Annotated in this window: 15 protein-coding genes; 7 read left to right on the top strand and 8 right to left on the bottom strand. The window is 67.1% G+C overall.

All coding sequences use genetic code 11. The annotated features are described in order from the left end of the window. Positions 1 to 338 precede the first annotated feature (338 nt). From M1L61_RS01465 to M1L61_RS01450, 4 genes are read right to left on the bottom strand one after another with little or no spacing between them, the layout of a single operon-like run. A complete protein-coding gene (locus tag M1L61_RS01465) occupies positions 339 to 941 on the bottom strand; it encodes a response regulator transcription factor (protein WP_049480028.1) in 603 nt (200 codons plus the stop codon). Next, on the bottom strand, positions 938 to 2152 hold the full coding sequence (locus M1L61_RS01460) for a sensor histidine kinase (protein WP_248854225.1): 1215 nt from the start codon (positions 2150 to 2152) through the stop codon (positions 938 to 940). The genes M1L61_RS01465 and M1L61_RS01460 overlap by 4 nt, the downstream gene beginning before the upstream one ends. 6 nt (positions 2153 to 2158) lie before the next feature. After that, on the bottom strand, positions 2159 to 2941 hold the full coding sequence (locus M1L61_RS01455; RefSeq protein ID WP_248854224.1) for an ABC transporter permease: 783 nt from the start codon (positions 2939 to 2941) through the stop codon (positions 2159 to 2161). Further along, entirely contained in the window at positions 2938 to 3834 is an 897-nt protein-coding gene (locus tag M1L61_RS01450; protein WP_248854223.1) for an ABC transporter ATP-binding protein, read from the bottom strand. The genes M1L61_RS01455 and M1L61_RS01450 overlap by 4 nt, the downstream gene beginning before the upstream one ends. A gap of 202 nt (positions 3835 to 4036) precedes the next feature. On the opposite strand from M1L61_RS01450, the gene M1L61_RS01445 reads away from it, so the two are divergent. The 5 genes from M1L61_RS01445 to M1L61_RS01425 all read left to right on the top strand — a co-directional run bounded on the left by M1L61_RS01445 (position 4037) and on the right by M1L61_RS01425 (position 11808). Next, the gene (locus M1L61_RS01445) at positions 4037 to 5290 is read left to right on the top strand and encodes an efflux RND transporter periplasmic adaptor subunit (protein ID WP_019338656.1); all 1254 of its coding nucleotides are present in this window, start codon (positions 4037 to 4039) and stop codon (positions 5288 to 5290) included. A 102-nt stretch (positions 5291 to 5392) separates the two neighbouring features. After that, complete coding sequence (locus M1L61_RS01440; RefSeq protein WP_248854222.1) at positions 5393 to 6082, top strand: ABC transporter ATP-binding protein; 690 nt, start codon at positions 5393 to 5395, stop codon at positions 6080 to 6082. A 14-nt stretch (positions 6083 to 6096) separates the two neighbouring features. Further along, complete coding sequence (locus M1L61_RS01435; protein WP_019338655.1) at positions 6097 to 7254, top strand: ABC transporter permease; 1158 nt, start codon at positions 6097 to 6099, stop codon at positions 7252 to 7254. A gap of 13 nt (positions 7255 to 7267) precedes the next feature. Next, the gene (locus M1L61_RS01430) at positions 7268 to 8590 is read left to right on the top strand and encodes an ABC transporter permease (protein ID WP_248854221.1); all 1323 of its coding nucleotides are present in this window, start codon (positions 7268 to 7270) and stop codon (positions 8588 to 8590) included. Between the two features lie 359 nt (positions 8591 to 8949). Then, the gene (locus M1L61_RS01425) at positions 8950 to 11808 is read left to right on the top strand and encodes a TonB-dependent receptor (RefSeq protein ID WP_053442387.1); all 2859 of its coding nucleotides are present in this window, start codon (positions 8950 to 8952) and stop codon (positions 11806 to 11808) included. 117 nt (positions 11809 to 11925) lie between these two features. Here the strand turns inward: M1L61_RS01425 and rarD are convergent, their stop codons facing one another. Then, complete coding sequence (gene rarD / locus M1L61_RS01420) at positions 11926 to 12819, bottom strand: EamA family transporter RarD (protein ID WP_010486962.1); 894 nt, start codon at positions 12817 to 12819, stop codon at positions 11926 to 11928. Further along, positions 12816 to 13721, bottom strand: a complete 906-nt coding sequence (yedA, locus tag M1L61_RS01415; RefSeq protein WP_049454352.1) for a drug/metabolite exporter YedA — start codon at positions 13719 to 13721, stop codon at positions 12816 to 12818. The genes rarD and yedA overlap by 4 nt, the downstream gene beginning before the upstream one ends. Before the next feature lie 223 nt (positions 13722 to 13944). Between yedA and M1L61_RS01410 the strand changes: the two genes are divergently transcribed. Then, positions 13945 to 15279 (top strand): MFS transporter, encoded by a 1335-nt coding sequence (locus tag M1L61_RS01410; protein WP_019338650.1) that lies wholly within the window; start codon positions 13945 to 13947, stop codon positions 15277 to 15279. 67 nt (positions 15280 to 15346) lie between these two features. Further along, a complete protein-coding gene (locus M1L61_RS01405) occupies positions 15347 to 15643 on the top strand; it encodes a hypothetical protein (RefSeq protein WP_049435524.1) in 297 nt (98 codons plus the stop codon). Positions 15644 to 15731: 88 nt separating this feature from the next. Here the strand turns inward: M1L61_RS01405 and M1L61_RS01400 are convergent, their stop codons facing one another. Together M1L61_RS01400 and M1L61_RS01395 are read right to left on the bottom strand one after the other, a co-directional pair. After that, entirely contained in the window at positions 15732 to 17384 is a 1653-nt protein-coding gene (locus M1L61_RS01400; RefSeq protein ID WP_057503840.1) for a M28 family metallopeptidase, read from the bottom strand. A gap of 105 nt (positions 17385 to 17489) precedes the next feature. Then, positions 17490 to 18422, bottom strand: coding sequence for an MBL fold metallo-hydrolase (locus M1L61_RS01395; RefSeq protein ID WP_019338601.1), 933 nt, complete (start codon positions 18420 to 18422; stop codon positions 17490 to 17492). Positions 18423 to 18513: the final 91 nt, after the last annotated feature.

Here is an 18513-nt window from a genome sequence, read left to right as displayed (position 1 = left end):
ACCCAACATCAAGAGCGACAGCTGCACCCAGTAGATCCACGCCATGCGTGGATGCTGTTGCCGTTGATCTTGACCTTCCAGTCCGCCTTGAGCGAGCCGAGCACCGCAGGTCCGGCGAGGGCGAAGAGGCGCGGGTGTCTGAGCGCAGCGAGTTCCCGCGTCGTCCCTCGACGGACCGAGGAGCGCAGGGCACCGGCGTGCGAAGCACGCCGGCTCGCGGCCGGCGGAGCGTTTCTTTGGTTACTTTCTTTGCGCGCAAAGAAAGTGACACCCCTCCGCAGGCGCGGGAATGATCCGCCGGGCATCGCCCGACGCTACCAGTGTGTCGGCGCACGCCGCTACAACCACCCCTTCTGCCGCGCCAGCCGGTACGCCTCGATCCGGTTGGCCACACCCAGCTTGCCGATGCACTCGGACAGGTAATTGCGCACCGTGCCGTGCGACAACCCCAGCTGCTCGGCGATCTCGCTGGCGGTACGGCCTTCGCCGGCCAGCCGCAGCACGCGGCGCTCGCGGTCGGTCAGTGGGTCGGCCTGCGACCAGGCATCGAGTGCCAGTTGCGGGTCGATCGCACGGATACCCTGCTTCACCTTGCGCAGTGCATCGGCCAGGTTCTCCGCCGGTGCGTCCTTCAACAAGTACCCCAGCACGCCCGCTTCCAGCGCGCGGCGCAGGAAACCGGCGCGGGCGAAGGTGGTCACGATCACCACCTTGATCGGCAGTTCATGGCGGGCGATGCGCTGTGCCAGCTCCAGCCCGGACAGGCCCGGCATCTCGATGTCGGTCACCAGGATGTCCGGCTGCAGCTGCTGCAGCATGCGCCAGGCAGCCTCACCGTCGGCGGCGCTGCCCAGCACCTCGATATCCGGCTCCAGGCTCAGCAGTGCCGACAACGCGCCACGCACCATCGCCTGGTCTTCGGCCAGCAGGATGCGGATCATGCAGCACCATCCTGAGCCAGTGACGCTGGCGACAGCGGCGTGGTCGCGGCCACCAGTGGCACGCGCACGGTCACTACCGTGCCCTCTCCGCGCGGCGACTGCAGTGACAACTGTCCACCCAGCGCCATCGCCCGTTCGCGCATGCCGCACAATCCATTGCCTTCGGCCTGTACGCCGCCACGGCCATCGTCGCGGATCTGCATCGCCAGCATTCGTCCTTCCAGCATGAATTCCACCCGCGCCTGCGTCGCCTGCGCGTGGCGCACGATATTGGTTGCCGCCTCGCGCAGCACCAGCGCCAGTCCGCGCTCCACGTCCACCGGCATCGGCGGTGGAGGCGCGTACTGCAGGTGCACCTGCTGGCATTCCAGCAGCAGGCGCGCCGAGGCCAGTTCGCCGGCCAGGTCACTGGCACGGATGCCGGTGACCGCACTGCGTACCTGGGCCAGCGCTTCGCGGGCGATGTCCTCGGCTTCGCCGATCTCCTGCCGCGCACGGGCATCGCCACGGTCGTGCAGCTTGCGCGCCAGCTCCAGCTTCAACGTGATCAAAGACAGGGTATGGCCGAGCAGATCATGCAGATCGCGGCCGATGCGCTCGCGCTCGGCGGTGGTGGCCAGCCGCCGTACTTCCTCCTGCGAAAGCTGCAATGCGGCATCCTTTTCCTTGTTCACCGTCTCCACGTTTACCACCATGCCGATGATGAACGACACCGCCGGCACCCAGACCAGGCTCTGCCACGGGTAGTGCGCAAGGTAGGCCACCAGGTAGAACACCGCGTTGAGCACGGCCAGCAGCAACAGATAACGCCACCAGCTGCTGCGACCGCAGACCCGCAGCATCACGCAGCCGAAAATGAAGTAGCTGATGCCCGATGGGTACCAGGGCACCAGCACGATCGCCAGCGCGGTCATCGCCAGTGCATAGCGGGGCGCATGGTGCCGCGGCGACAGCAGCAGGCGCGCATACAACAGCAGGAACAACGGATAGCTGGCCAGGGTGAACCACAGCCAGCGCAGCGTGTACCCCCCTGAAAACAGCGGCGTCATGAACACCCACACCGTCCACAGCAGGTGGATGGCATCGGCCCAGGCCGGCTTGCCGCGGCGCAGGTTGTCGGCCACCGCCGAATCCGGTGCGGGGCGCAGCAGGGAGGCAAGCCAGCTCGGTGGCACGGGAGGATCCAGGCGGGGACGATCGCTGCCGATCATGCCAGTTCAGCCGATCCGGCGCAGGCGGCGCCGTGCCAGCAGCAACGCCACGAGGGTCACCGCCAGCAGCACCAGCAGATGGCCTGCCATGCTGCCCACCGACGGCAGCCCGACCACCGGCAGCGCCAGCTGCGCCAGATGCCAGGTCGGCCACAGCGGTGCCATCATCGAAAACATCTTGGGCAGCGCCGACAGCGGTAGCCACAGGCCCGACAGCAACGCCAGCGGCAGGTAGACCAGGTTGACCATCGCCGGCGCTGCGCTGGCACTGACATGGCTGCCGATCAGCAGGCCGATCGCCCCCAGCGGCAGCGCCGCCAGGCCCGCCACCGCCAGCAGCTGCAGCACCTGCAGGGCGTGCAGCTGCACACCCCCCAGCACAGATGCCACGCCGATCAACAACGAGGCCACCAGCAGCGCGAACAGCATGGCCATCGCAAGTCGCGCCAGCAGCGGCGCCGCCGGCGGCATCGGCAGCGCCCGCTTGAGCGTAAGCAGCCCGCCTTCTCGGTCCAGCGCCAGCTGCACGCCGAAGCCGAACAGCGCCGGGGCCATCGCGCCGAACACGCAGTAGGTGGCCAACAGGTACAGCGGTGCGTGGCCACGGCCCAACAGCACGCCGAACAGCAGGTAGAAAAGCACCGGGAACAGCAGCGAAGGTACGGCAAAGGCGGGCGTACGCCAGGCGCGGCGCAGTTCGGCCACCAGCTCAGCGCGGTACGGACGCAGGGCTTGGCGCCAGGCAGATGCCTGCGCCGGTGCGGTACCGGTGCGGGTCATCGTGTTCATGCGGCCTCCCGGGTCAGGTCGAGGAAGGCGTCGGCCAGCGCCGCGCCCTGTACTTCCAGCTCACGCAACTGCGCGTCGGCCGCCAGCAGGCGTGCCACCACCGGCTCGGCCGGGCTCGCCAGCAACTGCAGATGCTCGCCGTCGCGCTGCACCTGCTGCACGCCCGCCCAGTGCTGCACGTCCTCGACAGCCAGCGCGCTGCGGCAGCGGATGCGGCGCGGCCGGTCGGCCAGGCGCAGCTCGGCCAAGGGTGCGTCGGCCAGTACCCGGCCGCCTTCCAGCACCACGACGCGCTGCGCCAGCGCCTCGGCCTCTTCCAGATAGTGTGTCGTAAGCAGCACGCCGCAGCCTTCGGCCACCAACTGCCGCACCGCCTGCCACATCGCCTGCCGCGCCTGGATGTCCAGCCCGGTGGTGGGCTCGTCCAGAAACAGCACCCGCGGGCGGCCGCACAGCGCGATGGCGAACTGCACGGCGCGCTGCTGGCCGCCGGACAGCTGGCCGTAGCGGCGGCGCGCCAGCGCCTGCAGTCCGGCGCGCTGCAGTACCTCCGGCAACGGCATCGGGTCGGGGTAACAGGCACTGGCCTGGGCCACCAGCTCGTCCACCTGCAGCATCGGCGGCAGGTTCGTGCTCTGCAGCATCACGCCCAGGCCCAATCGGCTGGCCCGCTGCTGCGGGTCGCCACCGAGCAGCTCGACCAGGCCGGCATCGGCGCGACGCTGGCCCAACAGCACGCTGATCGCGGTACTCTTGCCGGCACCGTTGCGGCCCAGCAATGCCAGCACCTGGCCAGCGCGGACCTGCAGGTCGATGCCATGCAGGGCGGTATGGTCGCGGTAGCGCACCTGCACCTGCTGCAGGCGGGCCAGCGACGGGGCGATCAGATCCATGGGCGGTACCGGTAGCGGGGACGTTGCCATCCTGTACCGGCGTGGTCACATTTCGCAGTTGCCGCCGTCAGTGTCATCGGGTGACAGCTGTCACTGCCGTCATCGCCGTACCTGCCTTCATGCTGTGCCGCACGCTCCACCGCCGGAACCGCCGCCGTCTGCCCTTCCGGCCACACCCGCCCGAACGCCTGTGATGGAACGAATGAACGCTTCTGCCGAGCTGTTGAAGGAACTCCGTATCGACCGCAAATCGCCCCCGCCGGCCTCCGGTGGTGGCAGCAACGGCGGTGGTCGCCGTTGGTTGTGGATCGCGATCATCGTGGCCGTGCTGCTGATCGCCGCCGCCGTCGCCTTCCTGTTCGGCCGTGCGCCGGCCGTGGAGGTGGAAACCGCGCCCGCCGTGGCCATCCAGCAGGGCAATGCCAGCAGTTCGGTGCTCGACGCCAGCGGCTACGTGGTCGCCCGCCGCATGGCCACGGTCTCGGCCAAGATCACCGGCAAGGTGCGCGAGGTGATGATCGAGGAGGGCATGCGCGTGGAACAGGGCCAGATCATGGCCACGCTGGACCCGATTGATGCCGACGCCCAGCGCAGCCTGTATGCCTCGCAGCTTCAGGCCGCACGCAGCCAGGTGGCCGGGCTGGAGGCGCAGCAGAAGCAGGCCACCGCCGAAGCCAGCCGCCTGCAGGCACTCGTCGGCCAGCAGCTGGTATCGCGCTCACAGTACGACCAGGCCGTGGCACAGCGCGACAGCCTGCGTGCGCAGCTGGAGACCGCCCAGCGCAACGTCAAGGTCGCCAACGACCAGCTGGCCATCGCCGATCTGGGCGTGGACAACAACATCGTGCGCGCGCCGTTCTCCGGGGTGGTCACCGCCAAGGCCGCGCAGCCCGGCGAAATCGTTTCGCCGCTGTCGGCAGGCGGTGGCTTCACCCGTACCGGCATCGGCACCATCGTCGACATGGACTCGCTGGAGATCGAAGTCGAGGTGGGCGAGGCCTTCATCGGCCGCGTGCAGCCGAAGATGCCGGTGGAAGCCACGCTCAACGCCTATCCGGAGTGGAAGATTCCGGGCGAGGTGATCGCCATCATCCCCACCGCCGACCGCGGCAAGGCCACGGTGAAGGTGCGCGTGGCGCTGAAAGTGAAGGACCCACGCATCGTGCCGGAGATGGGCGTGCGGGTCAGCTTCCTGGAACAGGCCCAGCCGCAGGCCGCCGCCAAGCCGCAGGGTGTGCGCGTGCCGGGCGGCGCCGTGGTGCAGCGCGAGGGCGCATCGGTGGCCTTCGTGCTGGGTGACGAAAACCGGGTACAGCAGCGCAAGGTCGAGGCCGGCCAGGCGATGGGCAAGGACCGCCAGATCCTCAAGGGCGTGAGTGCAGGTGAATCGGTGGTGGTGAACCCGCCGGACACCCTGCGCGATGGCGCCAAGGTGCAACAGAAACAAGCGCAGTAACGGCCTGGCGCCCATGGGCGCCGCCGGCAACACCGCTCGACGCACGCCCGCAGCCACCGCAGGTGCGCTTCCCCGTTTCCCGCCTTCCGTGGAGAACAACCCATGTCGACCCTGGTTTCACTGCGCAACATCACCAATACCTACCAGCGTGGCCCCGAGAAAGTGCAGGTGCTGCACGGCATCGACCTGGACATCGCCAGCGGCGACTTCGTCGCGCTGATGGGCCCGTCCGGTTCGGGCAAGACCACCCTGCTCAACCTGATCGGTGGGCTGGACAACCCCAGTGGCGGCGAGATCAGCATCGAGGGCGAGCGCATCGACCAGATGAGCGGCGCCCAGCTGTCCACCTGGCGCAGCCACCACGTCGGCTTCGTGTTCCAGTTCTACAACCTGATGCCGATGCTGACCGCGCAGAAGAACGTGGAGCTGCCGCTGCTGCTGACCCACCTCAGCGCGGCGCAGCGCAAGCGCAATGCCGAGATCGCGCTGACCCTGGTCGGCCTGGCCGACCGCCGCAGCCATCGCCCCAACGAACTGTCCGGCGGCCAGCAGCAGCGCGTGGCGATCGCCCGCGCGATCGTCTCCGACCCGACATTCCTGATCTGCGACGAACCGACCGGCGACCTCGACCGCCAGTCCGCCGAAGAGATCCTGGGCCTGCTGCAGCAGCTCAACCGCGAACACGGCAAGACCATCATCATGGTCACCCATGACCCGAAGGCCGCCGAGTACGCCACGCACACGGTGCACCTGGACAAGGGCGAGCTGGCCGACGCGCCGCTGGCCCACTGACGGAGGCCACGGCGATGAAATACTTCTCGTTGGTGTGGGCGCAGCTGTTCCGCAGCCGCACGCGCACCTTGTTGACCCTGCTGTCGGTGGTGGCCGCGTTCCTGCTGTTCGGCATGCTCGACTCGGTGCGCGTGGCGTTCTCGTCCGGCGGCAGCGTGGAAGGCGCCAACCGCCTGGTGGTGGCCTCGCGGCTGTCGATCACCCAGTCGCTGCCGATCCGCCTTGAAACCCAGATCCGCCAGGTGGCCGGCGTACGCGACGTGGCCTATGGCATGTGGTTCGGCGGCATCTACCAGGACCCGAAGAACTTCTTCCCGAACTTCTCGGTGTCGCCCAACTACTTCGATGTCTACCGCGAACTGCAGATCGATCCGGCGCAGCTGGAAGACTGGAAGCAGACCCGCACCGGTGCGATCGTCGGCGAAACCCTGGCCAAGCAGTTCGGCTGGAAGATCGGCGACACCATCCCGCTGCAGGCCACGATCTTCCCGCGTGGCGGCAGCAACGACTGGCCGCTGGAGCTGAAGGGCATCTACCGCTCCAAGGACCGTGCGCTGGCCGCCAATGAAGAACGCCAGCTGATGATGAACTGGAAGTACTTCGATGAATCCAACGACTACATCAAGAACCAGGTGAGCTGGTACACGGTGACGCTGGACAACCCGGACCACTCCTCGCGGGTGGCTCAGGCAATCGACGCGATCTCGGCCAACTCCGACCACGAGACCAAGACCCAGACCGAATCGGCGTTCCAGCAGGCCTTCGTCAAGCAGTTCGCCGACATCGGCATGATCGTCACTTCGATCATGGGCGCGGTGTTCTTCACCCTGCTGCTGTTGACCGGCAACACCATGGCACAGGCGGTGCGCGAGCGCGTGCCGGAACTGGCCACGCTGAAAACGCTGGGCTTCAAGGACAGCACCGTGCTGACCCTGGTGATGGTGGAGTCGGTGCTGCTGATCGGCCTCGGCGGGCTAATCGGCATGGGCCTGGCCGCGCTGATCCTGCCGGCGATCGGGCCGAAAAGCATGGGCATGCTGCCGCCGCACGTGCCGACGCCGACCTGGCTGATGGGGCTGGGCCTGATCGTGGTGATCGGCATCATCGTCGGCCTGTTGCCGGCGCTGCGTGCCAAGCGCCTGAAGATCGTCGACGCACTGGCCGGCCGCTGAGGAGAACACCGACATGTTCAAGAGCAAACTCAAGAAGTGGCTGGGCAACGGCGTGACGATGCTGCTGCTGGTGATCGGCCTGGTGCTGTGGATCAGCCTGCCGTGGATCGGCGTGCTGGCCGTGGCCGTGCTGGTGGCCCTGTGGCTTCTGCTGACCCGTGGCGGCCGGCTGGCACTGGCCGCCACCCGCATCGGCGTGGCCAGCCTGCCGCAGCGCTGGGGCGCGTCCTCGGTGATCGTGGTCGGCATCGCCGGCGTGGTCGGCGTGCTGGTGGCGATGCTGGCGATGGGCGAAGGCTTCCAGGCCACGCTCAACAACACCGGCGATGACACCACCGCCATCGTGCTGCGCGGTGGCTCGCAGGCCGAGACCAACTCGGTCATCACCCGCGAGCAGGTTCCCACGCTGTCCACCCTGCCCGGCATCACCCGCGATGCCGAAGGTCGGCCGCTGCTGTCACCAGAGCTGTCGCAGGTGGTCAACCTGGTGTCAAAGTCCGATGGCACCGACGTCAACGCGCAGTTCCGCGGCGTCGGCCCGCAGGCGTGGGCGGTGCACGACAAGGTCAAGATCGTCGAAGGCCGCACGTTCGCCACTGGCCTGCGCGAGATCGTGGTCGGCCAGGGCGCCAAGGGCCAGTTCCGCGATCTGGATGTGGGCAGGACGCTGACCCTGGGCAACCAGACCTGGACCGTGGTGGGCGTCTTCGCCACCGGCGATGCACATGATTCGGAACTGTGGACCGACGCCGATACGCTGGCCACCACCTACCAGCGCAGTGCGTGGCAGTCGATCAGCGTGCGCACCGATGGCAAGGCCGGCTTCGAGCAGTTCAAGGCCGCCGTCGCCGCTGATCCACGCCTGAAGCTGGACGTGGAAACCACCCGTGTCTACTACAGCAAGCAGGGCGGTGGGCTGACCAAGCTGATCGACATCCTCGGCAAGGTAATCGGCACGATCATGGCGGTCGGTACGGTGTTCGGCGCGCTCAACACCATGTATGCGGCCGTGGCCACGCGTGCGCGCGAGATCGCCACCATGCGCGCGATCGGCTTCCGGGGCCTGCCGGTGGTGACCGCGGTGATGCTGGAGACGATGCTGCTGGCGCTGCTGGGTGGCCTGCTCGGCTGTGCGGTGGCATGGCTGCTGTTCAATGGCTACAGCGTGTCCACCATCGGCAGCAACTTCAGCGCGGTGGTGTTCAAGTTCCATGTGTCGCCGGAACTGCTGTGGACGGGTTTGAAATGGGCGCTGGGCATCGGCCTGGTCGGCGGCCTGTTCCCGGCGCTGCGCGCGGCCCGGTTGCCGATCACCACGGCGCTGCGCGAAACCTGAGCATTTCTCAGCGATAGATTGCGCATCCTGCAGAGGGACGGAGCCAAGGCTCCGTCCCTTTTTGTTTGCCCATCATCCACGCATGGCGCGGATGGGTGCCTGCGCACACGCGCTGCTACAGATCGGCGGAAATCCGCCGCTATCGATGCCTCTGCCCATCGCGCATGCAACGTGCGTGACGCTGCGCACGTCGCATCTGTGGATTGTTGGTTGCGATTCATCTTCGCGCACATTCAGCGGCATGGCGACAAACAGTTACGAATGGAAACACTCTAGAATCCCGGCCCCCACGTTGGTTTGCAGCACCCCACGCGCCCACAGAACGGACGCTTGTTTTCCTGAAACACGAGATGTCACGGATGTCCCTGAAAACCACTCCGCTGCGCAACGCGATCGTCATCGCGCTGGCCGCCAGCTGCACCACCCCCGCCTTCGCACAGAGCGCCGGCGATACCCCGACCAACCTCGACCGCATCGAGATCACCGGCTCGCGCATCCGCCAGGCCAGCGTCGAGACCGCACAGCCGGTCGTCGCGCTCAGCCGCGCCGAGATCGAGAAGAAGGGCTACATCAACGTCGCCGACATCCTGCAGGACGTCACCGCCGCCGGTGCTCCGAGCCTGAGCCGCTCGTCGTCGCTGAGTTCTTCGCGCGACTTCGGCGGCACGTACGTCAGCCTGCGCAACCTCGGCCCGGAACGCAGCCTGGTGCTGATCGACGGCCGCCGCATGGGCGTCAGCGCTGGTGGCTACTCCGACCTGGCTTCGATTCCGTCCGCCATCGTCGAGCGCGTGGAAGTGCTGACCGACGGCGCATCCGCGCTGTACGGCTCGGACGCCATCGCCGGTGTGGTCAACATCATCACCCGCAAGAACTTCGACGGTGGCGAAGCCAGCGTCTACGTCGGCCAGTACGGTGAAGGCGACGGCCAGAAGCGCTCCTACAGCGCCACCTTCGGCAAGACCTTCGACCGCGGCTGGTTCAGCGTCGGCGCCGAGCGCACCAAGGAAGACGAGATCCTCGGCAGCGAGCGCGAGTTCAGCCGTTACCCGGGTGGCCCACGCCACGCCGATGACGTCGACGCGCTGAGCCCGACCACCCAGTGGGGCACCGTCACCGTCGGCGGCAAGCCGCTGACCGTGGGCCCGGGCGGTGATCCGAGCCAAGCTGGCAACTTCCACACCCCGGACCCGGCTGATGGTGCCAACGCCAAGACCAACATGAGCCTGCTGAGCGGTCTGGAGCGCACCTCGGTGTTCGCCAACGGTGGTTTCTCGATCACCGACAACCTGCGCATCGTGGCCGACGCGCTGTACAGCAAGCGCGAGTCGACCAAGCACCTGGCCGGCTACCCGTACTCGGTATCGGCCGCACAGGCCCGCAATGGCACCCGTGCTGCCCTGTCCAAGGACAGCACCTTCAACAAGTGGGGCCAGGACGTCCTGTTCTCGCACCGCACTGAAGAACTTCCGCGCGGCACCGAGAACAACCTGGATACCAAGCGCGCCAGCATCGGCCTGGAAGGCAGCTTCGAAACCGGTTCGCGTTACTGGGACTGGAACGTCAGCTACATGTACAACCGCAATGAAGGCGAGCGCATCGGTACCGGCAGCATGTACCAGCCGCACGTCGACCTGGCGGTCGGCCCGTCCTTCATGGATGGCACCGTGGCACGCTGTGGCACCCCGGGTGCGGTGATCGCCGGCTGCGTGCCGTGGAACCCGGCCGCGCCGATGGGCTATGTGGGCCCGGGCTCGCTGGGCAACCAGGACGTGCAGGACTACCTGTTCACCCGCTTCGTGGACAAGATGAAGAGCACCACCAAGGTGGCCAGCGCCAACATCTCCGGCTCGCTGTTCACTCTGCCTGCCGGTGACATCATGGGTGCGATGGGCTTCGAGCACCGAAGCGAAGAGGCCAGCTACACCCCGGACCTGATGGTGCAAAAGGGCCAGATCGCCGGCACCACCGGCCAGCCGACCCGTGGCGATTACTCGCTCAACGAGGTCTACCTGGAAATGCAGGTGCCGCTGCTGGCCGACATGCCGTTCGCGCGTGAACTGTCGCTGGACCTGGCCGGTCGTTACACCGACTACAACACCTTCGGTTCGACCACCAACAGCAAGTTCGGCCTGAAGTGGAAGCCGATCGACAGCCTGCTGGTGCGCGCGACCTACGGTACCGGCTTCCGTGCACCCACCGTGGACGATCTCTACGGCGGCGCCGTGTCCAGCCGCGATTCGTTCACCGATCCGTGCGATACGAAGTTCGGCATCGCCGCCAGCAGCCCGACCGTGGCAGCACGCTGCAAGGCGCTGAATGTGCCCGCCAACTTCCGTCAGCAGACCGGTACGGACGGCAACCTTGCCAACCGCCCGGGCCAGCAGGCCACCTCCGATTTCAACTCGGGTTCCAACCCGGAACTGAAGCCGGAAACCGCCAAGACCTGGACCGTCGGCCTGGTCTACAGCCCGGAATTCGTGCAGGGCCTGGACGTCAGCCTGGACTGGTGGAAGATCCGCATCAACAACGCCATCGTCGGCGAGTCGGCCACCGACATCCTCAACCAGTGCTACGTGCAGGGTGTGGATTCGGCCTGCGGTCGCTTCACCCGTTCCACCGCTGCGGCCACCCGTGGCCAGGTCTCGGCGCTGGATCGTTCGCTGGTCAATGCTGGCTATCGCGAAACCGCCGGCTATGACATCGGCGTGCGTTACCGCCTGCCGGAAACCGCGTACGGCAAGTTCGCCATCAACTGGAACACCACCTACACCGACTACCTGGAGCAGCGCAACGACAGCGCCGCTACCACGCCGGTGGAGCAGAAGACCGGCTGGCAGGGCAACTTCCGCGTGCGTTCGACCTTCAACCTGGATTGGCAATACGGCGATCTGGGCATCGGCTGGACCGCCCGCTACTACTCGGGCATGAAGGAAGCCTGCTCGTATGACCTGGCCGGTGGCCCGGACTGCAACATGGCCGGCTTCGTCTCGCCGTACACCGATGCGCAGCCGAGCCGCAAGGTGGGCTCCAACACCTTCCACGACCTGCAGGTGCGTTACAGCCTGCCGTGGGACGGCACCGTGTCGCTGGGCGTGAACAACGTCTTCGACCACCAGGGTCCGATCATGTACAGCCAGCCGAACAGCAGCTTCACCTACTACGGTGGCTTCGACATCGGTCGTTTCATGTACATGAAGTACCAGCAGCGCTTCTAAGCCTGCAACCGCGTTCCCGCCACCGCCATCTCTCTCCTGGCGGTGGATGGAAGCAGAACGGCGCCCCTCGGGGCGCCGTTCTTTTTTTGCGGAAAGCGTGGCCGGATCCCGGCGCCGCTACCGCTTGCGCATCGTGCGGATGTTGTCGCCGACGAACAGCACCAGGCCGGCCCAGATCGCCGCGAAGCCGATCGCCTTGGCGGTATCGAACGCTTCGTGGAAGAAAAACACGCCCAGCAGCAACTGCAGGCTCGGCGCGATGTACTGCAGGATGCCGACCAGCGACAGCGGAATGCGCTTCACGCCGTAAGCGAAGCCGATCAGCGGCACGGCCGTCACCGCACCGCCAAAGATCAGCAGCAGGTCGTTGTGCCAGCCCCAGCCATGGAAGAACGCGCCGCCATGGCCGTTCTCGGCCCAGATCGCGAACGCCAGCGCCGGCAGGAACAGGTACATGCTCTCCACGCCCAGCCCGGCCACCGGATCGACCGAAACCAGCTTGCGCAGCAGCCCATACAGGCCGAACGAACAGGCCAGGCCCAACGCGATCCACGGTGGCGTGCCCGCATCGATGGTCAGCCAGGCCACACCCACCGCCGCCATCGCCACCGCCACCCACTGCAGGCGGCGCAGGCGCTCCTTCAGTACCAGCACGCCCAGCAGCACGTTCACCAGCGGGTTGATGAAGTAACCCAGGCTGGTTTCGATCACATGGCCGGCGTTGACCGCCCAGATGTACAGGCCCCAGTTGAACGCGATGGTCAGGCTCGACACCAGCAGGATCGGCAGCGCGCGCGGCTGTGCGGCGATCTTCTGCCACCAGCCCAGGCGCGAACTGAGCAGCAGCCAGCCCAGCACCAGCACGGTGCTCCAGATGATGCGGTGGGCGATGATCTGGAACGAGGGGACCTCGTTGAGCAGGTGCCAGTACACCGGCACCAACCCCCAGATCACGAAGGTGGACGCAGTGACCAGCAGGCCCCGGCGTTGTTCTTTCTCGTCCATGCTCATTTCTTTCGTGTCCTTGCCATTGTCAGCACCACCACACCCAGAAGAATCACCGCCATGGCGAGGAAGTCCCGCCATCCAAAGCGTTCACCATTCAATGCAGCGCCCAGCAGCACGGCAATCACCGGATTGACGTACGCATAGCTGCCCGCCAGCGCCGGGCGCACGTTCTGCAGCAGCCATACGTAGGCGGTGAACGCGACGATGGAACCGAACACGCACAGGTAGGCCATCGCCAGCAGGCCACCGATATCGGGCAGCGTGGTGGGGCGTTCGCCCACGGCCAGGCCGATCAGCACCAGCAGCACGCCGCCGCAGATCATCTGCCCGGCAGCGGTCATGAACGGGCCCGGCAGGTCCAGGCCACGTGACCACACCGAACCGAACGCCCAGCCAATCGGTGCAATCAGCAGCAGCACCAGCCCGGTTGGCGAGGCGGTCAGGCTGCTGCCGGCATTGAGCCAGACCACGCCGACAAAGCCGACCGCGATGCCCAGCCATTCACCCTTGCTGGCATGTTGGCCACGCAGCGCCGAGAACAGCGCCATCCACAGCGGCACCGAGGCCACTGCGGTGGCGGCCAGTCCCGAAGACACCTCACGCTCGGCCAGCACCACCATGCCGTTGCCCAGCACCAGCATGGTCACGCCCATCACCACCAGGTTGCGCCACTGCCGCAGGGTCGGGTTCGGCATCGTCCAGAACAGGCGCAAGGCCAGGAACATCAGGCCACCGGCAATGATGAACCGGCTGCCGGAGACCATCGTCAGCGGCAGCGCGCCGCCGTGCAGGGCCTTGGCGATGCCCAGATAGGTCGAGCCCCAGACCACGTAGACCAGCAGCAATGCCAGCGCGACAAGGCCACCCCGGGGGGCAGCCGCAGACGAAGAAGGGGGAGCCGACATGACACACCAGGGAGCCGGGGGAAGGCGGATTCTAGGACGTTTTGAGTATGGTCCGGCACCCCGGACGGTGGCACGCTGTCATCCATCCATGCACCCTGCTCTGGTCTGCTACCCCGTGTTGACGGCCGATGCAGTACCAAGAGGGCTGCCCGGCCGCGCCGCCCCAAGGCTGGGCGCCGTTTTCCCTGCGCACGGACGCGCCGCATCGAGGATTCCCACCCAGATGAGCACCACGTCCCAACCTGCCGTACCCGCAAACGACCGCGCTGCCCTGCGGCGGTCGATCTCCAACACCCTCAAAGGCTCCGCCGGCAACCTGGTGGAGTGGTATGACGTCTACGTGTACTCGGTGTTCGCCGTGTACTTCGAATCGCAGTTCTTCTCGCCGGACGACAAGAACTCCACCCTGTACGTGTGGGCGATCTTCGCCGCGACCTTCTTGATGCGCCCGATCGGTGCCTGGTTCTTCGGCCGCTTCGCCGACCGTCACGGCCGCCGCCTGGCGCTGACGGTCTCGGTCACGCTGATGGCGCTGTGCTCGTTCCTCATCGCCATCACCCCCACCGCCGCCAGCATCGGTATCTGGGCCGCGGTCATCCTGCTGTTCGCGCGCCTGCTGCAGGGCTTCGCCACCGGTGGCGAGTACGGCGCCAGCGCCACCTACATGTCCGAGGCGGCCATTCCCGGCCGACGCGGTTTCCTGTCCTCCTTCCACTACGTCACCCTGGTTGGCGGCCATGTGCTGGCCCAGCTGACCCTGCTGCTGATGCTGACCTTCTGGGGCAAGCCGGAGATCTCCGAGTGGGGCTGGCGCATCGCCTTCGGCATCGGTGGCATCGCCGCGGTGGTGGTGTTCTGGCTGCGGCGGGGCATGGACGAGTCGCTGTCGGAGTCGTCCATCGAAGCCGCACGCGAAGGCAAGGCACAGAAGTCCGGTTCGATGTACGAGCTGTTCGTGCACCAGTGGCGGCCGCTGCTGCTGTGCTTCCTGATCACCGCCGGTGGCACCGTGGCCTTCTACACCTACTCGGTGAACGGCCCGAAGATGATCCAGAGCGCCTTCGCCGGCAACGACCCGATGACCGGCACCCTGATCAACCTGGGCGTGCTGGCGTTCCTGATGGTGCTGCAGCCGGTCGGCGGCTGGCTGTCGGACATCATCGGCCGCAAGACCCTGCTGGTGTTCTTCGGCGTCGGCGGCGTGCTGTACAGCTGGTACCTGATCACCCAGCTGCCGCACCAGCATGACGCCACCCTGGCCTTCCTGACCCTGGCCATGGCCTTCGTCATCCTCACCGGCTACACCTCCATCAACGCGGTGGTGAAGGCCGAGCTGTTCCCCACCCACGTGCGTGCACTGGGCGTGGGCCTGGGTTACGCGCTGGCCAACTCGCTGTTCGGTGGCACCGCCCCGCTGCTGTACCAGGGCGCGCTGAAGACCGGCCATGTCGACTGGTTCGCTATCTACGTAACCGCCACGATCGCGGTATCGTTGGTGGTCTATGTGTTCTTCCTTACCAACAAGGGCCCGAACTGGCTCGACGGCACCCGCACGTAAGCGCGTTGCCGTAATTGCGGCCACCGGTGCACTGCCGGTGGCCGCTGCGTCTCCCGCCACGCCACTGATGTGGATCGCGGCGACGCTGGCCGCAACCACGGCACTGGCCTGGCTGCTGCGCCGCCCCAACGCACAGGCCGCATGGCCACGCATCGGGTTCGGGATCGCCCTGCTGGTGTTCTGCGGCGCGCTGGCGCTGCAGCTGGCGGTGGACCTGGGCAGCGGCCACAGCTCGCTGCAACTGCGCCTGCACCGCGGCATCAACGCAGGATCACCGGTTGGCCTGCGTACGATGGTGGCGTGCTATCTGGCCGCGCTCGCGGCCAGTGGCTGGGGCGCATGGACGCTGTTGCGCCGGCGCTGATGAGCGCGCGATCGTGCCGGCCGCTGGCCGGCAACTCCACATTCTTTCCGAAGGTTCACGAGGTTGCCGGCCAGCGGCCGGCACTACCTCAGCGGCGGGCGGCTTCGCTCTTGTCGCGCGCGCTGCGGAACTCCGATTCCTTTTCCCACGTCGGCCAGCGGCGGCTGTTGGCCAGCTCGGCACCCAGGTCGTAGACCAGCAGGGTATCGGCGGCGTGGCCGCTCGGATCCCAGCTCGGGGTCCAGGCATCGCAGGCCTGGTGGTAGCAGTCGGCGAAGTACTTCTCGCGCAGCGCGCGGCCGGCTTCAACACCGCCGTCCAGCTTGTCCAGGCCCGGGCCGATGGTGATCGCCGGCACGCCCAGGCGGGCGAAGGCGAAGTGGTCGGCGCGGTAGAAGAAGCCCGCTTCCAGGTTCGGGTCCGGGCTGTAGCTGCGGCCGCGGGCCTTGGCCACGCGTTCCAGATCGCCTTCCAGCGACACCCGGCCCTTGCCCCACGAAGCGATGTCACGGGTCGGGCCATCCGGGCTGAACATTTCGATGTTCAGCACTGCAGCGGTCTTGTCCAGCGGCGCCAGCGGATGCGTGGCGTAGTAGCTGGCGCCCAGCAGGCCCTTCTCTTCAGCGGTCAGTGCCACGAAGTACAGCGTGCGCTGCGGCTGCGGGCCGGCGGCGAACACGCGGCCCAGTTCCAGCACCGTGGCCACGCCAGTGGCGTTGTCGATCGCACCACGGCGGATGCGATCGCCCTTGGCATCGGCCTGGCCGATACCGAACGCATCCCAGTGCGCGGAGAAGATCACCGCCTCGTCGCCATGCTCGCCGCCGGGCAGCTTGGCCACCACGTTGCGGGTCACCACCTGCTCGCGCTTGAGTGCGAAGTCCACGCTCAGCTTCGCGTTATCCAGCGCCACCGGACGGAAGTCGGCGCGCATCGCCTTGCGCTTCTCGGCGTCGAAGTCCAGGCCCGCGTCGGCGAAGATCGCCTCAGCCAGCTCGCGCTGCATCCAGCCGCGCAGCGGTGTGTGCTGCGCCATGGCTTCAGCCTGGCTGCGCTCGATGTCGAACAGCGGCGAGGTGCCCGAGCTCTTCACCGTGGCCCAACCATAGGCAGCCGGCGCAGTCTCGTGCACGATCAGCACGCCCTCGGCGCCACGGCGTGCGGCTTCCTCGAACTTGTAGGTCCAGCGGCCGTAGTAGGTCACTGCCTTGCCGTCGAACGCGCCCGGCGCATCGGCTTCGAAATCCGCGTCATTGATCAGCATGACGGCGATCTTGCCGTGCAGGTCCACGTCCTTGTAGTCATTCCACTGGCGTTCCGGCGCGTCGATGCCGTAACCGACGAACACCAGCGGCGCGTTCTTGATCTGCACGCGCTTGCGCGGCTGCAGGCTCTGCAGGGTCACGTCCACGCCGTTGGCCAGCGCGCGCTTGCCCTGCTTCAGCGACAGGCTGGCCTTGGCCGGCCCATCAAGCTGCGCGCGCACCAGCGGCACCGGCTGCACCCAGCTGCCATCCACACCACCCGGCTGCAGGCCATAGCTGCGGAACTGCTCGATCAGGTACTGCACCGTGCGTTCTTCGCCTTCGGTCGCCGGCGCGCGGCCCTCGAATTCATCCGACGCCAGCACACGCACGTGGCGCGACAGTGCCTGCGGATCGATGCCGCCACCGGGAAGGTCATTGGCCGCATGGGCCAGGCCACCGACGAACAGGCAGGACGACAGCAGCAACACGCGCATCGGATTCACGGCAGTACCACGGCTAGCTTGGAAGTCACCAGAGTGTAACGTGGTCGTGACATCACGGCGCGGCTTGGGGCGGCGTCACCCGCGCATGGCGTAGATCTACCTGCTGATGCGATCCAGCCAGCAGGCCAGGCCCTGCGCATTGAGTTCGATGTCCATCGCCAGCACCGCAGTCACCGCCGCATCGTCCAGCGCACAGCCATGCAGCTGTGCACGTTCCAGGTACAGCGCCTGCAGTGCAGCCAGCAGGCAGCGGTGACGGTCCGGCCGGCCATCGCACTGGCGGCCGATGGCGGCCATCGCATCGATCTGCTCGAACAGGTCGTCGGCCAGTTTCTCCACCTGTTCCACACGACCGTAGTGGGTCAGGTACATCGCCTGCGGGCCGTAGCCCAGCATGCGCTGGATCGAGGCCTTCATCGCTTCCGGGTCGAACTGTACCGGCGACGACGTCGGGAAGATGAAGGCACCTTGCGCGCTGTCCAGCTCGCGGTAGGAGATGCCGAAGGTATCGCCTGTGAACCAGCTGCGGCTGCGCGCATCCCACACGCAGTAGTGGTGCAGCGCGTGGCCCGGCGTGTGCAGCAGTACCAGCTCGCGGCCGGCCAGGTCGATGTGGTGGCCGTCCTCGGCCACCACCACGCGGTGTTCGGCAATCGCCTCGATGCGGCCATAGCTGCGTGCGATCTCTTCGGCGCCGTACACCGCCGTCGCACCGGCAATCAGCCGGGTCGGGTCGATCATGTGCGGCGCACCGCGCGGGTGCAGCACCGCCTTTGCGTTCGGCAGCTGCTGCATCAGCAAGCCTGCGCCGCCGGCGTGGTCCAGGTGCACGTGCGTGAGCAGCAGCCAATCCACCGCTTCCACGCCCAGGCCGGCGTCCGCCAGCGCCTGCAGCATCGCCGGCACCGACAGCCCGGTACCGCAGTCGACGAAGGCCGCGCGACCGTTTTCAACGATCAGGTAGGCCGCGTCGAAGTCGGGACGCTGGAAGCCGGTATCGATGGTGTGGATGCTGGGGTCGGCGGTCATCGGCACGCACCTGGCAGGATCGGGAACGGACCCCCATGGTAGGCGCGCAGGCGGCCCGGGTTCGATGCGGCTTTGGTCGGGTAGTGCCGAC

It is taken from the genome of Stenotrophomonas sp. NY11291, assembly GCF_023277365.1.
Classification (GTDB): domain Bacteria; phylum Pseudomonadota; class Gammaproteobacteria; order Xanthomonadales; family Xanthomonadaceae; genus Stenotrophomonas; species Stenotrophomonas geniculata.
This window is presented reverse-complemented; position numbering and strand designations above follow the sequence as displayed.